The 15,335-nt window shown below is 70.3% G+C and carries 9 protein-coding genes; 3 read left to right on the top strand and 6 right to left on the bottom strand.

What is annotated here, in order from left to right:
• Window positions 1-6: 6 nt before the first annotated feature.
• The gene (rnhA, locus tag P9K36_RS25035) at window positions 7-492 is read left to right on the top strand and encodes a ribonuclease HI (RefSeq protein WP_278306187.1); all 486 of its coding nucleotides are present in this window, start codon (window positions 7-9) and stop codon (window positions 490-492) included.
• A gap of 430 nt (window positions 493-922) precedes the next feature.
• Here rnhA and zwf read toward each other — a convergent pair whose 3' ends face one another.
• From zwf to P9K36_RS25065, 6 genes are all read right to left on the bottom strand, one after another.
• Window positions 923-2,449 (bottom strand): glucose-6-phosphate dehydrogenase, encoded by a 1,527-nt coding sequence (gene zwf, locus P9K36_RS25040; protein WP_043346314.1) that lies wholly within the window; start codon window positions 2,447-2,449, stop codon window positions 923-925.
• Window positions 2,450-2,741: 292 nt separating this feature from the next.
• Window positions 2,742-4,184, bottom strand: coding sequence for an efflux transporter outer membrane subunit (locus P9K36_RS25045; RefSeq protein ID WP_278307326.1), 1,443 nt, complete (start codon window positions 4,182-4,184; stop codon window positions 2,742-2,744).
• 299 nt (window positions 4,185-4,483) lie between these two features.
• Entirely contained in the window at window positions 4,484-7,951 is a 3,468-nt protein-coding gene (locus tag P9K36_RS25050) for an efflux RND transporter permease subunit (RefSeq protein WP_278306188.1), read from the bottom strand.
• The gene (locus tag P9K36_RS25055) at window positions 7,948-11,073 is read right to left on the bottom strand and encodes an MdtB/MuxB family multidrug efflux RND transporter permease subunit (RefSeq protein ID WP_182592656.1); all 3,126 of its coding nucleotides are present in this window, start codon (window positions 11,071-11,073) and stop codon (window positions 7,948-7,950) included. Before P9K36_RS25055 ends, P9K36_RS25050 begins: the two co-directional genes overlap by 4 nt.
• A 274-nt stretch (window positions 11,074-11,347) precedes the next feature.
• Window positions 11,348-12,742: an MdtA/MuxA family multidrug efflux RND transporter periplasmic adaptor subunit gene (locus P9K36_RS25060; protein WP_111473559.1), complete on the bottom strand. Its 1,395-nt coding sequence runs from the start codon at window positions 12,740-12,742 to the stop codon at window positions 11,348-11,350.
• A gap of 286 nt (window positions 12,743-13,028) precedes the next feature.
• Window positions 13,029-13,205: a hypothetical protein gene (locus tag P9K36_RS25065; protein ID WP_236952745.1), complete on the bottom strand. Its 177-nt coding sequence runs from the start codon at window positions 13,203-13,205 to the stop codon at window positions 13,029-13,031.
• A gap of 341 nt (window positions 13,206-13,546) precedes the next feature.
• Here P9K36_RS25065 and P9K36_RS25070 point away from each other — a divergent pair, with 341 nt between their 5' ends.
• Both P9K36_RS25070 and P9K36_RS25075 read left to right on the top strand, forming a co-directional pair.
• On the top strand, window positions 13,547-14,716 hold the full coding sequence (locus P9K36_RS25070; RefSeq protein WP_278307327.1) for an aminotransferase: 1,170 nt from the start codon (window positions 13,547-13,549) through the stop codon (window positions 14,714-14,716).
• 81 nt (window positions 14,717-14,797) lie between these two features.
• Complete coding sequence (locus P9K36_RS25075; RefSeq protein ID WP_043346332.1) at window positions 14,798-15,286, top strand: DUF4112 domain-containing protein; 489 nt, start codon at window positions 14,798-14,800, stop codon at window positions 15,284-15,286.
• The last annotated feature ends 49 nt before the right edge of the window (window positions 15,287-15,335 follow it).

Genomic DNA, 15,335 nt, shown 5'->3' on the forward strand with positions numbered 1-15,335 from the left:
GGCCCGGTGAGCGCCGACGCGACCGGGCCGGGCGGCCAGGCCGCGGCCGAGCCGAAGCGCGTCACGATCTACACGGACGGCGCCTGCTCGGGGAATCCCGGGCCGGGCGGCTGGGGCGCGATCCTGATCTTCGGCGACACCCGGAAGGAGCTCTCGGGGGGCGAGGCCCACACCACCAACAACCGCATGGAGATCCTGGCGGCGATCGAGGCGCTGGAGGCCCTGAAGCGCCCCTGCCGCGTCGACCTGTTCACGGACTCCCAGTACCTGCGCCAGGGCATCACCAGCTGGATCCACGCCTGGAAGGCCCGGGGCTGGCGCACCGCCGACAAGAAGCCGGTGAAGAACGAGGATCTGTGGCGGCGGATCGACGCCGCTCGCGACCGGCACGACGTGGCGTGGCACTGGGTGAAGGGCCATGCCGGCGACCCGCTCAACAACCGGGTCGACGCGCTCGCCGTCGCCGCGATGCTGCCGTTCAAGCGCCGCTGAAACCGGATCCGGGTTCAGCGCTCCGCGACCACGACCGCGCCCTCGTTTCCCGCTCGGCGGCCACGGCGGAGCGCCGTGCAGGACGCGGATGGTCGCGTCGGCCACATCGTGCGCGATGACGGAACGACGGTGCACGACCGGCTTCCGCCCGCTGGGCAGACGGCCGGGTCGATCGAGCGCGGGACGATCCCTCCAGCAGGCCGCTCTTCGCCAACCGCTCGTCGGGGGCGATGGCGGGAGCCGGGTTGTCGAACGCCGTCAGATCGTCGATGGCGTCGCGGTCCGGAAAGCGCCTGTCGACGGTGACGCGCCCCCCGCCCGAGGCAACCCTCTCGACGCCGGAAGGCTGTCGCATCCTCACGAATGGGGAAGGCTATGGGGAAGGCTATCGTGCGGCCGCCCGGCGGAGAACCGATCAGGCGGCCCCCTCTCAGTCGGTCTCGCCGTCGAGACCCAGCCAGTGGCGGCCGTCGCGAGCCAGGAGTGCGTCGGCTTCCTTCGGGCCGGCACTGCCCGCCGGATAGAAGGTCACCTCTCCCTGCGGCCAGCCCTTGAGCAGCGGATCGACCGCCGCCCAGCCGGCCTCGATGTTGTCGGCGCGCTGGAACAGCGTCGCGTCGCCGGTCATGCAATCGTAGAGCAGCGTCTCGTAGCCGACATTCGGCCGGTCGGCGAAGAAGTCCTTGTAGCGGAAGCCGGACCGGACCCGGCCGATCGCCATCTGCGGTCCCGGTACCTTGACGTTGAATTCGGTGCTGACCCCGTGATCGGGATCGATCTGGATCCGCATCACGGTGGGCGCGAGATCGGCGGTGGGCGTGTCCTCGAACATCTTGAACGGCGCCGGCTTGAACAGCACCGCGATCTCGGTGCGCCGCCCGGTCATGCGCTTGCCGGTGCGGACGTAGAACGGCACCCCGGCCCAGCGCCAGTTCTCGATGTTGAGCTTCAGGGCGATGTAGGTCTCGGTGACCGAGTCCTTCGCCACGTGCGGCTCGTCCCGGTAGGCGGGCACGTCGCGCCCCTCCGAGGTGCCGGCCGTGTACTGGCCGCGCACCGCATCCTCGGGCGGGATCGGCTTCACGGCCTCGGCGAGCTTGGCCTTCTCGGTGCGCACGGCCTCCGCGTCGAAGGAGTTCGGCGGCTCCATGGCGACCATGCAGAGGAGCTGGAACATGTGGTTCGGCACCATGTCGCGCAGCGCCCCGGTCGGCTCGTAGAAGCCGCCGCGCTCCTCGACGCCCACCGTCTCGGCCGCCGTGATCTGGATGCTGTCGATGTATTCCCGCCGCCAGACCGGCTCCAGCAGCCCGTTGGCGAAGCGGAACGCCATGATCGACTGCACGGTCTCCTTACCCAGGAAGTGGTCGATCCGGTAGAACTGGCTCTCGTCGCCCTGTTTGAGGATCCGGGCATTGAGCGCCCGGGCCGATTCGAGATCGGAGCCGAACGGCTTCTCGATCACCACGCGGCGGAAGCCGTCGCCCTCCTGCTTGAGCAGCCCGGCCTGACCGAGCCCGTCCACGATGGTCCCGAAGAAGCGGGCCGCCACCGCGCAGTAGAACACCGCGCTGCCGGTGACCCTCTGCTTCACGGCCGCGTAGGTCTCGGGCTTCTCGAAATCGCCCTTGAGGTAGTGGAGCCGGTCTCGGATGAAGCCCCAGCTCTTCGGGTCGATGTGGTCGGCGTGGAACTCCGAGGTCGGGTCCTTGCTGAACGCCTCCAGGGTCTGGGTGAGGTTGTCGCGCAGGGACTCGTCAGTGCCGTCGTTGTGGTCGATGCCGAGGATCGAGAAGCCTTCGGCCAGGAGCCCCGCGCCCGCGAGATTGTAGAGCGAGGGCATCAGCAGGCGCTTCGTCAGGTCGCCACCGGCCCCGAAGATCACCAGCGTACAGGGCGGTGCCGGCTGCGTGCCGCAGGCTGCCGTATCCTTGAGGGCTGTCGTCGGCTCGGCCATCCCTGACTCCCGTCTGGCTGCAGTGCGGCAAACCGGCCTGACAACCCGCTACGGCGAGGCCCGTTCCGGCGCCTATGGGGCTATGCTGCGCCGGGTCCAGGATCAAGGAACCCCGCATGCATACCCGGTTCCTCGAACCCTGAGCCCACAGCCACGTCTTCCGGGGCGACCGACACCGTCACGCCCTTCGACGCCGCCGGACCCTGGGCCGCTTTGCGACGTCGCGCCGATGCGGAGGGTTGCATCACCGGACGGCCTCGACCGGAAGCCGGCCGCCCGCGCCCGCAAATCCCTACTCGTCGGGGCGCACCGCCTGCCCGCCCCGGTCGATCGGCAGGCTCGGACCCTTCAGCTCGGAATCGCTCGGCAGCGAGCGCGCGTCCCACCCGCCGCCGAGGGCGCGGATCAGCGTGACCGCCGCAGTGAAGCGGCTCAGCCGCACCTGGAGGGCGTTGACCTCGTTGTTCACGAGCAGGCTCTGCGCGGTCACCACCGTGGTGAAGTTCTGGGTGCCGGCCCGGTACTCGTTGAGGGTGATCTCCACGGCCTTGCGCGACAGGTCCACGGCGGTGTCCTGCGCCTTCTGCTGCTGGCCAAGGATACGCAGGGCCGCCATCTGGTTCTCGACCTCGGCGAAGGCGGCCAGCACCACCTGCCGGTATCCGGCCACGGCAGAATCGTAGCCGGCCTCGGCCGAGCGCAGGGCCGCCGTGCGGGCGCCGCCGTCGAACAACACCTCGCTGCCAGAGGCCGCCACAGACCAGACCTGGTTGGCGGCCGAGAGCAGGCCGTTGCGGGTCGCCCCCGAGATGCCGCCCTGGGCCGAGATGGTCACGGTGGGGAAGAAGGCCGCCACCGCAACGCCGATGCGCTCGCTCTGCGCCTGGACGAGGCGCTCGGCCTGGGCCACGTCCGGGCGCCGTTCCAGGAGGTCGCCGGGGATGCCCACCGGCACGCCGGGTGGATTGCGCGGGATTCCGGCCACCGGGATCGACACCTCCGAGGGCGGGCGCCCGATCAGGGTGGCGATGGCGTTGACGTACTGCACGCGGGTCAGGCGAACCGCGATGGCCTGGGCCTCGATGGTCTGGACTTGGGTCTGCGCGGTGATCACGTCGGACCGGGCCGCGACGCCCGCGGCGTACTGGTTCTCGGTGATCGCCAAGGTCTTCTTGAAATTCTCGACGTTCGCCTCGAGCACCTTCTGGAGCGAATCCGCGTAGCGCACCGTCAGGTAGTCGGCGGCGATCTCCGCCTGGATGCTCAAGCGGGTCAGCGCGAGGGTGGCGGCGTCGGATTGCGCCAGGGCCGCCTCGCTCTCGATGGTCCGGCGCGTGCCGCCGAACAGGTCGAGCTCCCAGCTCGCCTGGCCGAGCAGCGCCACGTTGGTGCGTGTGGTGGTGCCGCTGCCGGTCCGGGTGATGCTCGGCGCGCCGATCACCGTCGGATACAGGGCGGCCTGCGCGGAGGCGACGAGGGCCCGGGCCTGCCGGTAATTCGCCACCGCCTGCCGGAGGGACTGGTTGTCGACGTCGACGAGGCGGATCAGCCGGTCGAGATTCGGATCCCGAAAGACCCGCCACCAGTCGCCGCGCTCCACGGCGTCGTTGGGCCGGGCCTCGCGCCAGCCGTTCTTGCGCGCCGCGACATAGGCCGGGCTGTCCTCGCGGACGCCGCCCTGCTTGTAGGCGAAGGGCGTCTCCACAGAGGGCCGGGTGTAGTCGGGGCCAACCACGCAGCCGGCGAGGAGCGGGGCGGCGAGGAGGAGGGATGCGAGGGTGCGGCGCCGGCGATTGGCAGCGGCAGGTTCGCGGCTCAACAATCCGACGGACGCAGGCGTCATGCCTAGCCGCGCCCTCATGCTGAGGTGCCGGAGCGCAGCGGTGTCCTCGAAGGACGGCTCCAGCCAGATGCGCGATCCCTGGAACCCTCCTTCGGGGCCCGCTGCTGCGGGCACCTCAGGATGAGGGCGTGGGTTGGACAGATGTTCACACCCGACCGGAGCCGCCGCTGTTTCACGTGAAACCTTAACCATCACTCTCCGGCCGGCAGCGCCGCTTCTCCGCCCCGCCCCGCGCGCCTGCGCCGGTTGAGCACCCTGTGCCGGAGGCGATCGAGGGTGAGGTAGACGACGGGGGTGGTGTAGAGGGTCAGGATCTGGCTCACAATCAACCCGCCGACGATGGCGATGCCGAGCGGGCGGCGCAGCTCCGAGCCCTCGCCGTTGGCCAGGATCAGCGGGACGGCGCCGAGCATGGCCGCCAGCGTCGTCATCATGATCGGCCGGAAGCGCAGGAGACAGGCCTCGCGGATCGCGTCCACGGGATTCGCGCCCCGGGTCCGCTCGGAATCGATCGCCACGTCGATCATCATGATCGCGTTCTTCTTCACGATGCCGATGAGCAGGAACACGGCGATCAGCGCGATGATGGTGAAGTCGGTGCCGGTCACCAGCAGCGCCAGCACGGCGCCGACGCCGGCCGAGGGCAGGGTGGAGAGGATCGTCAGCGGGTGCACGAAGCTCTCGTAGAGGATCCCCAGGACCGCGTAGACCGCCAGGATCGCCGCCAGGATCAGCAGCGGCTGGCGGGAGGCCGAGGCGACGTAGTTCTTGGCCGCGCCGGCATACTCGCCGTGGATCGTGGCCGGGAGCTGCAGGGAGGCCATGGCCCGGTCGATGGCGTCGGTGGCGTCCGACAGGCTCTTGCCCGGCGCGAGGTTGAACGAGATCGTCGTCGCCACGAACAGGCCCTGGTGGCTCACCTGCACGGGGGCGCTGCCGGGCTCGATCCGCGCGAAGGCCGAGAGCGGCACCATCGTCTCCTTGGCGGCCGAGACGGGCGCGCTCGACGAGGCCCCGCCCTTGCTCGCCGCGATGGCGTTGGAGGAGGCGTTGCGGGCCGAGTCGGACGCGATGGCGGCGGCGTTCGAGGCGGTGTCGGCCGTGCTGGTGGCGGAGGCGGCGGCCGCCGCCGCGACGGCGCCCGCGCTGCCCGAGCCGCCCACCGCCCCGGAGCCGGTGGCGGCGCCGGTCGCGGCACTCGCCGACGACCCGCTGCCCGGGCTGCTGGTGCCGGTCGCCGTGTTGATGTTGACGGTCCCGCCCGCCGCCACCGTGCCGGCGACCGCGTTGGTGGTGGCCGAGCCCGGCGCGTTGCCGCCCGAGGTCGAGACGTAGATCTGCTTGAGCGTCTCCGGCGTCTCCAGGTAGCGCGGCGCGATCTCCATCACGACGTGGTACTGGTTCAGCGGATTGTAGATCGTCGAGACCTGACGCTGGCCGAAGGCGTCGTAGAGGGTGTTGTCGATCTTGATCGGCGTGATGCCGTAGCGGAACGCGGTCGCTCGGTCGATCACGACCCGGCTCTCCAGCCCGCCCTCCTGCTGGTCCGAGGTTACGTCCGCGAAGGTCGGATCCTTCTGCAGGGCCGCCACCAGCTTCGGGGCGGCGGCGAACAGCTCCGCGGCAGTGTCGCCTTGAAGGGTGTACTGGTACTGGGCGAAGCTCTGGCGCCCGCCCATCTGCAGATCCTGGCGCGGGAAGACGTAGAGGCGCGCCCCCGCAACTTGCGCGAGCTTCGGCCGCAGCCGCGCCATGACGGCGGAGATCGGCGCCCGCTCGTTGAGCGGCTTCAGGCCGACGAAGACGTTGGCCGAGTTGGTGCCGCGGCCCCCCGTGAAGCCGACGACGCTTTCCACCGCCGGATCCGCGCCGACGATCGCGGTCGCCTGCTTGAGCTTCTTCTCCATGGACTGGAACGAGATGCGCTGGTCGGCCTGGATGCCGCCCATCATCTGCCCGGTATCCTGCTCGGGGAAGAAGCCCTTCGGGACGATGATGTAGAGGTAGACGTTGAGGCCGACTGTGGCGAGCAGGCTCAGCAGCACGAGCCGCGGATGGGCGAGCGCCACCGCGAGGGTCCGTTCGTAGGCGCCGAGCAGACGCGAGAAGCCGCCCTCCAGCATCCGGATCAGCCAGTTCGGCCGGCGGCCCGCCGGGGGTTCGCCGTTGGGGCCGTGCCCCTCGGCCCGGAGTAGCCGGGCGCACATCATCGGCGTCGTGGTGAGCGAGAGGACCAAAGAGATCAGGATCGACAGCGACAGGGTGACGGAGAATTCCTGGAAGATGCGCCCGACGAGGCCGCCCATCAGCAGGATCGGCAGGAACACCGCGATGAGCGACAGGCTCATCGAGATCACCGTGAAGCCGACCTCCCGGGCGCCGATCAGCGCCGCCTGGAGCCGGGGCTTGCCCTCCTCGATGTGCCGCTGGACGTTCTCCAGCACCACGATGGCGTCGTCGACCACGAAGCCGGTGCCGATGATCAGCGCGGTCAGCGACAGGATGTTGAGCGAGTAGCCGAGCAGGTACATCGCCGAGAAGGTGCCGATGATCGAGATCGGCACGGCGACCGCCGGGACCAGGGTCGCCCGCCAGGAGCGCAGGAAGGCGAAGACCACCAGGATGACGAGGCCGACCGCCACCAGCAGCGTCTCCTCGGTGGCCGAGAGCGAGGCGCGGATCGTGGCGCTGCGGTCGCCGGTGAGCTTGATGTCGATGCCGCCCGGCAGCGCCGCGGTGATCTGCGGCAGGGCCTCCTTCACGGCGTTGATGGTCTCGACCACGTTGGCGCCGGGCTGCTTGTAGACGAACAGCAGCACGCCGGGCTTGCCGTTGACGATGCCGAGGTTGCGCTTGTCCTCGACCCCGTCGAGCACCTCCCCCACGTCGGTGAGCTTCACCGCGGCGCCGTTGCGATAGGCCACGATGATGTCGCGGTAATCGGCGGCCTTGCGGCCCTGGTCGTTGGCGTAGAGCTGGTAGCGGCGGTCGCCCGCATCGATCTCGCCCTTGGGCGAGTTGGCGTTGGCCGAGGCCAAAGCCGCCCGGATGCCTTCGAGGCCGATGCCGTAGTTGAACAGGGCCGTGGGATCGAGCTCGACCCGCACCGCCGGCAGGGACGAGCCGCCGATATCGACATTGCCGACACCGGGCAGCTGCGACAGCTTCTGCTGCACCACGGTGGCGGCGGAATCGTAGACCTGCCCGCGGGTGAGCGTCTCCGAGGTCATGCCGAGGATGATGATCGGCGTGTCGGCGGGGTTGAACTTCCGGTAGGTCGGGTTCTGCCGGAGCGAGGCCGGCAGGTCGGCGCGGGCCGCGTTGATGGCGGCCTGGACGTCGCGGGCCGCACCGTCGATGTCGCGGTTCAGGCCGAACAGCAGCACGATCCGGGTGGAGCCGAGGGCGTTCGTCGACGTCATCTCGTTGACGTCGGCGATGGCGCCGAGCCGCCGTTCGAGCGGCGCCGCCACGGTGGTGGCCATGGTCTCGGGCGAGGCGCCGGCCATCTGCGCCTGGACGAGGATGACCGGGAAGTCGATCTGCGGCAGCGGCGCCACCGGCAGCTTCAGGAAGGCGAACACGCCCGCCAGCAGCACGCCGATCGTGAGCAGCGTGGTCGCCACCGGCCGTCGGATGAACGGCTCGGAGATGTTCACGGCAGCGCCTCGCCGGCCGCGAGATCGGGCCCCCGCCGCCCGGAAATCCGCCGCTCCAACCGGTCGAAGGCCAAGTAAATCACCGGCGTCGTGAACAGCGTCAGCACCTGGCTGACGATCAGGCCGCCCGCGATGCAGATGCCGAGCGGCTGGCGCAGCTCCGAGCCCACGCCGGTGCCCAGGATCAGCGGCACCGCGGCGAACAGAGCCGCCAGCGTCGTCATCAGGATCGGCCGGAAGCGCAGGAGGCAGGCCTGGAAGATCGCCTCCCGGGGCTCCAGCCCGTCCTCGCGCTCCGCCTGGAGCGCGAAGTCGATCATCATGATGGCGTTCTTCTTCACGATGCCGATCAGCAGGACGATGCCGATCACCGCGATGATGTCGAGCGACAGGCCGAACAGCATCAGGCCGAGCAGGGCCCCGATCCCCGCCGACGGCAGGGTCGACAGGATGGTGATCGGGTGGATGAAGCTCTCGTAGAGCACGCCGAGCACGATGTAGACGGTGACGATCGCCGCCAGCACGAGGAACAGCTCGTTGCCGAGCGCCGACTGGAAGGCGAAGACCGAGCCCTGCGGCACCACCCGGAACGAGGGCGGCAGGCCGATCTCGGCCTTGACCGTGTCGATCGCCTCGACCGCCTGACCGAGGGCGGCGCCCGGGGCGAGGTTGAACGACACGGTGGTGGCCGGGAACTGGCCGAGATGCGAGATCAGGAGCGGCGCCCGCCGCTCGCTGATCCGCGCCACCGCGGAGAGCGGCACCTGCCCGTTGGTCGCCGTGGAGGAGGGCAGGTAGATCGCGTCGAGGCTGCGCAGGGTCGTGTGCAGCTTCGGATCGGCCTCCAGGATCACCCGGTACTGGTTGGACTGGGTGAAGATCGTCGAGATGATGCGCTGGCCGAAGGCGTCGTAGAGGGCGTTGTCGATCGTGGCCGGGGTGATGCCGTAGCGGCCGGCGGTGGGCCGGTCGATGGTCACGTAGGCGGCGAGCCCCTGGCCCTGGTGGTCGCTCGCCACGTCCGCCACCACGGGCGACTTCGCCAGCGCCGCGGTGAAGCGCGGCACCCAGGTCTCGAAATCGTCGATGTTCGGGCTCTCGAGGATGACCTGGTACTGGGTCGCCGAGACCGCCGTGTCGATGGTCAGGTCCTGGACCGGCTGCATGTACAGCCGCATGCCCGGCTCGTTCGCGACCGCCGCCGAGATCCGCCGGATGATCGCGCTGGCCGAGGCCGTGCGCTCATCCCGGGGCTTCAGGTTGATCAGCATCCGGCCGGAATTGAGCGTGACGTTCTGGCCGTCGACCCCGATGAACGAGGACAGGCTGGCCACGTCCGGGTCCTTGAGGACGATCTCGGCCATGCGCTGCTGGCGCTCGGCCATGGCCGCGTAGGAGACGGACTGGTCCGCCTGGGTGATGCCCTGGATCACGCCCGTGTCCTGCACGGGGAAGAAGCCCTTGGGGATCACCACGAACAGGTAGACGGTGAGCCCCAGCGTGCCGAGCGCCACCAGCAGCGTCAGGCCCTGGTGGTCGAGGACCACCCGCAGGGAGCGCCCGTACGACGCGATGGTGGCGTCGATGGCGCGCCGGCCGAGACGGGAGAGCACGCCCTCCCGGCGGCGGGTCTCGGCCTCGGGCACGTGCTTCAGGAGCCGCGCGCACAGCATCGGCACCAGCGTCAGCGAGACCACCGCCGAGATGATGATGGTGGCCGCCAGCGTGATGGCGAATTCGTGGAACAGCCGCCCGACCACGTCGCCCATGAACAGCAGCGGGATCAGCACCGCGATCAGCGAGACGGTGAGCGAGATGATGGTGAAGCCGATCTCGCGGGAGCCCTTGAGCGCCGCCTCCAGGGGCGAGTCGCCCGCCTCCACGTGGCGGGCGATGTTCTCGATCACCACGATGGCGTCGTCGACCACGAAGCCGGTGGCGATGGTCAGCGCCATCAGTGACAGGTTGTCGAGGGAGAAGCCGTAGAGGTCCATCACCGACAGGGCGCCGATCAGCGACAGGGGCACAGACAGGCTCGGGATCAGGGTCGCCGACAGGCTGCGCAGGAACAGGAAGATCACCAGCACCACCAGGGCGATGGCGAGGCCCAGCTCGAACTGCACGTCCTCCACGGAGGCGCGGATCGTGGTGGTGCGGTCGGTCAGCGGCGCCACCGCCACGGCGGCCGGCAGGCTCGCCTGGAGCTGCGGCAGCAGCGCCTTGATCTTGTCGACGGTGGCGATGACGTTGGCGCCGGGCTGGCGCTGGATGTTGAGGATCACCGCCGGCGTCGCGTCGGCCCAGGCGCCGAGCTTGGTGTTCTCCGGCCCCTCGACCACGTCGGCCACCTCCGAGAGCATCACCGGGGCGCCGTTACGGTAGGCGATGATCGCCGAATTGTAGGCCTTCGGGTCGCGGATCTGGTCGTTGGCGTTGATCGCGTAGGACTGCGTCGGCCCGTCGATCGTGCCCTTGGGCGTGTTGACGTTGAGGTTGGTGATCGTGGTGCGCAGGTCGTCGATGTTGAGCCCGTAGGCGGCGAGCGCCCGGGCGTTGAACCGCACCCGCACGGCCGGGCGCTGGCCGCCCGAGATGCTCACGAGGCCGACCCCCGCCACCTGGCTGATCTTCTGCGCGAGGCGCGATTCGGCGAGGTCGCGCACCTGGGTGAGCGGCAGGGTCTTCGACGTCAGCGCCAGGGTGAGGACCGGCGCGTCGGCCGGGTTGACCTTGGCGTAGATCGGCGGCGCCGGCAGGTCCGAGGGCAGCAGGTTGCCGGCGGCGTTGATCGCCGCCTGGACCTGCTGCTCGGCGATGTCGAGGGACAGGTCCAGGCTGAACTGCAGGGTGATGACCGAGGCCCCCGCGGAGGATTGCGAGGTCATCTGGTTGAGGTTGGCGAGCTGCCCGAACTGCCGCTCCAGGGGCGCCGTGACCGAGGAGGTCATCACCTCGGGGCTGGCGCCGGGATAGAAGGTCTGGATCTGGATCGTCGGGTAGTCGACGGCCGGCAGCGCCGAGACCGGCAGGTTCAGGTACGACACGCCGCCGACGATCAGGATCGCCAGCATCAGCAGCGTCGTCGCCACCGGGCGCAGGATGAAGAGGCGGGACGGGTTCATGGGCGCGACCCTTCCGCGCCGGACAGCCTGCACTGCAGGGAGGCTTGAATCGGGGGGCACGGACGTCCCATCCGCGCCCTCATCCTAAGGTGCCGAAGCGCAGAGCAGGCCTCGAAGGAGCTCTCCAGCCGGCCGCGCGATCCCTGGAGCCCTCCTTCGAGGCGGCTTCGCCGCACCTCAGGATGAGGAGGAGACTGGGACTGACCTTCCGGAATCTCCCCGACTCCGCGGAAGGGGGAGGGGAGGCCGCGGGTCCCGCGCGCCAGACCCGTCCTCACTGCGCCTGACGGCGCCGGTGCCGACGACCGCCCTCCGCTGTCCCTTGAACATCCGCCGCCGCGTCGGTCGGCGCGCCGGACTTCACCTCACCCTTGCCGTCGGGTTTGGCCTCCGCGGCCTTCCCGTCCCCTGCCGCCGCCTGTGCGCCCTCCGTGATCCGCACCGGGGCGCCGTCCTTCAGCCGGTCGGTGCCGTCGGTGACGACTCGATCCCCGGGCTTCAGGCCCGAGACCACCACGGTGTTGGTCCCGTCGGTCTCGCCGGTCTTGATCGGCCGGACCGTGACCTTGTTGTCCCCGTCCATCAGGTAGACGTAGGTGCCGGGCGTGCCCTGGAGCAGGCTCGCATTCGGCACGAGCGCCGCGCCCCGCACCGTGTCGACGGTGAGCTTGGCGTTCACGAACTGGTTCGGGAACAGCTCCTCGTCGCCGTTGTCGAACAGCGCGCGCAGCTTCACCGTGCCGGTGGTCGTGTCGATCTGATTGTCGACCGTGTCGAGCCGGCCGGCGGCGATCTCGTGGGCGTCGCCGCGGTCATAGGCCCGCACGGTCAGCTTCGCGCCCGCTCGCACCTGCCGCATCACCCGCGCCACGTCGTCCTCCGGCAGGGTGAAGATCACCGAGATCGGGTGGAGCTGGGTCACCACCACGATCGCCGTGGATGCGGCCGAGATGTAGTTGCCCTGGTCGACCTGACGCAGGCCGACCCGCCCGTCCACCGGCGACGTGATGTGCGTGTAGGCGATGTTGAGCTTCTGCTGGTCGACCAGCGCTTGATCGGCCGCGACCGTGCCCTCGTTCTGCTTCACCAGGGCGCCCTGGGTGTCGACGTTCTGCTTCGAGATCGAGTCCTGCCGGTTCAGGGTCTGGTAGCGCTGCAGGTCGAGCTTCGAGTTCTGCAGGAGCGCCTGATCGCGGGCGAGCTGGCCCTGGTACTGGGCGAGCAGCGCCTCGTAGGGCCGGGAATCGATCTGCGCGAGTTCGTCGCCGGCCTTCACGGTCTGGCCCTCGCGGAACTTCACCTGGGTGAGATAGCCGCTGATCTGCGACTTCACCGTCACGGTGGCCAGCGGCGTCACCGTGCCGAGGCCCTGGAGCACCACCGGCATGTCGCCGGTCGTGACCGCCGCGACGCCCACCGCCTGCGGCATGTCGGCGCCGCCGTGCCGGCCGCCGCGGCCGCCGCCCTTGTGCGCCGTCGCGGGCTCCGCGCCCTTGTCGGTGCGCGCCTCGTACCAGCGATGACCGATCGCCCCGGCGCCGGCGAGCAGCATCAGGATCACGAGCCAGCGGATCGGCCGGAAGCGCCGCGTCCGGACCTCCCGCGCGGGCGCCTCGCCGGGCTGGTAAGCCCGGGCCGTGTCGGTCCGGATCGGTGAACTCTCGTTCATGCCTGACTAGAGCACATGCCGGTCGCCTGCGCGACCGGCGGCACCCTATCCCTCGCTGTCGAAGCCCCCACTCCGCCTCCGGAACGCCGCGTCCCGAAGACCTGTCCTGAAGCCGCCCTGTCCCTCGGGAACCGACGGCTCCGATCCCGTGTGCGGGAGCATACGCCCATAAAGCTGTCCGGGCCCCGAACGGCTCCTTACCGCGGCGACATGTTCACCTGCGGGTTCACCTGTCGGTGCACTTACCGGTGCCCGGCCAATGCGCCGTCACTAGGGCGGCGACGTTTCAGTCGTGTTGCTGGGTCCCGCCGGCCGCATCCGGCGCCGCATAGGCCCGCAGCACCGCGCGGAAGGCGTCATCCACCGGGGTGACGGTCACGGCGCGGCGCAGGCCGATCCCGACGCCGCCGATCAGCAGCGCCAGGATCAGGCAGCCGAGGACCGTGCGTGAGGAAGGCCGCATCGTCGCATCCGGAAGACCCGCCCGACGATCGGAGCGGCCGCCTCCGGACATGCCGAAAGGGCCACCGACCCGCAAGTCGATGGCCCTTCTTGGGGACCGGAGCGGAACCCCGCTGACGGAGCGAGGGGGCGAAGCTCCGTCGGCGTGTGCGCCGCTCCGGCCGTGATCCGAACCTAAGATACGGGTGATGAATGTCAACATTCGTCAGCCGGTGCGTGCGCGTCGGAATCCGGGTCTGTGCGACCGCGCACATTCCGCAACGCGCGGCGCCCATGCTACAGGCCGGCGATGCCGACCCCCTCGATGCCCGGCGCCCACAGCCGCGCCCCCTGCCGCGCCGCATGAAGCCCGCCTTCATCAACCCCGTCTTCGACGCCCTCCCCACGACGGTGTTCGAGACCATGTCCCGGCTCGCGCGGGTCCACGGCGCGATCAATCTCGGCCAGGGCTTCCCCGACGATCCCGGGCCGGAGGACGTGCGCGAGCGGGGCGCGCGGGCGCTCCGCGACGGCTGGAACCAGTATCCCCCGATGATGGGGCTGCCGGCCCTGCGGGAGGCGGTCGCCGCCCATTACGCGCGGCACCAGGGTCTCGTCCTCGACCCGGAGACCGAGGTGATGGTCACCTCCGGGGCCACGGAGGCGCTGGCCGGCGCGCTCCTGGCGCTGATCGAGCCCGGCGACGAGGTCGTGCTGTTCGCGCCCATGTACGACGCCTACCTGCCCCTCGTGCGGCGGGCGGGCGGCGTGCCGCGGATCGTGGCGCTGCAACCCCCGGCCTTCCGCCTCGACGAGGCCGCGCTGGCGGAGGCCTTCGGGGCGCGGACCCGCGTCGTGGTGCTGAACAATCCCCTCAACCCGAGCGCCACGCTGTTCGCCCCCGAGGATCTCGACCTGCTCGCCCGCTACTGCCAGCGGTTCGACGTGACCGCGCTCTGCGACGAGGTCTGGGAGCACGTGGTGTTCGACGGTGCGCGCCACCGGCCGCTGATGGCGCTGCCCGGGATGCGGGAGCGAACCGTCAAGATCGGCTCGGCGGGCAAGATCTTCTCGCTCACCGGCTGGAAGGTCGGCTTCGTGATGGCCGATGCCCGTCTGATGCGCGGGCTCGCCAAGGCGCACCAGTTCCTCACCTTCACCACGCCCCCGAACCTCCAGGAGGCGGTGGCCTACGGGCTGGGCAAGCCGGTCCCGTGGTTCGAGGCCATGCGCGCCGGCTATGCCCGGTCCCGCGACCGGCTCGCGGACGGCCTGCGCGGCCTCGGCTACACCGTGCTGCCGGCCCGGGCCACGTGGTTCCTCAACATCGACGTCGCGAATCTCGGCTACGCCGACGACGCGGCATTCTGCGAGGCGCTCGTCACCCGGCACGGCGTCGCGGCGATCCCCGTGAGCGCCTTCTACCCGGACGCCGCCGTCCGCAACATCGTCCGGCTGTGCTTCGCCAAGGACGACGCCACCCTGGATGCGGCCCTCGACCGCATGAGCGATCTTGCCGGGAGGGCGGCGTGACCCGTGGCGGCCCCGTCCTTGCGGGGATCCGACCGGGGGGCCACATCGTTGCGGACGATGGCTTCCCGACGGATCCCGACCATGGACTTCACCCAGGCTGCCCAGGCCGGGCGTTTCGCCCGTGCCGAGACGTTCCCCGGGGGCGCGACGCCCTCCAACCCCGCCTTCCTGAAGGCGGATCTCGGCCGGGAGGCGAGCCTCGCCCGGCTGGAGACGCTGGCCCACCTGATGGACACGGCCTTCGTCATCCCGGGCATCAACCGGCGGGTCGGGTTCGACGCGCTGATCGGCCTCGTGCCGGTGATCGGCGACGTGGCCGGCATGGTGATCTCCTCCTTCATCGTCTACGAGGCGAAGCGCCTGGGCGCGCCGCGCTGGCTGCTGGCCCGGATGGGGATGAACGTCGCCTTCGACGGGCTGATCGGTGCGGTGCCGCTGGCGGGCGACCTGTTCGACGCCGCCTTCAAGGCCAACCGCCGCAATGTCCGTCTGCTGCGCCGCTGGATGGAGCGCAGCGGCGGTCTGCGTCCCACCGAGATCGAGGGCACCGCGACCCGGCTCGACGGCTGAGCCCCCTCAGCCGCTCCCCGTCCGGCCGGTCCTGGGGCTGCCCGAATCC

Origin of the sequence: Methylobacterium sp. 391_Methyba4 (assembly GCF_029691625.1) — a bacterium.
GTDB lineage: Bacteria > Pseudomonadota > Alphaproteobacteria > Rhizobiales > Beijerinckiaceae > Methylobacterium > Methylobacterium fujisawaense.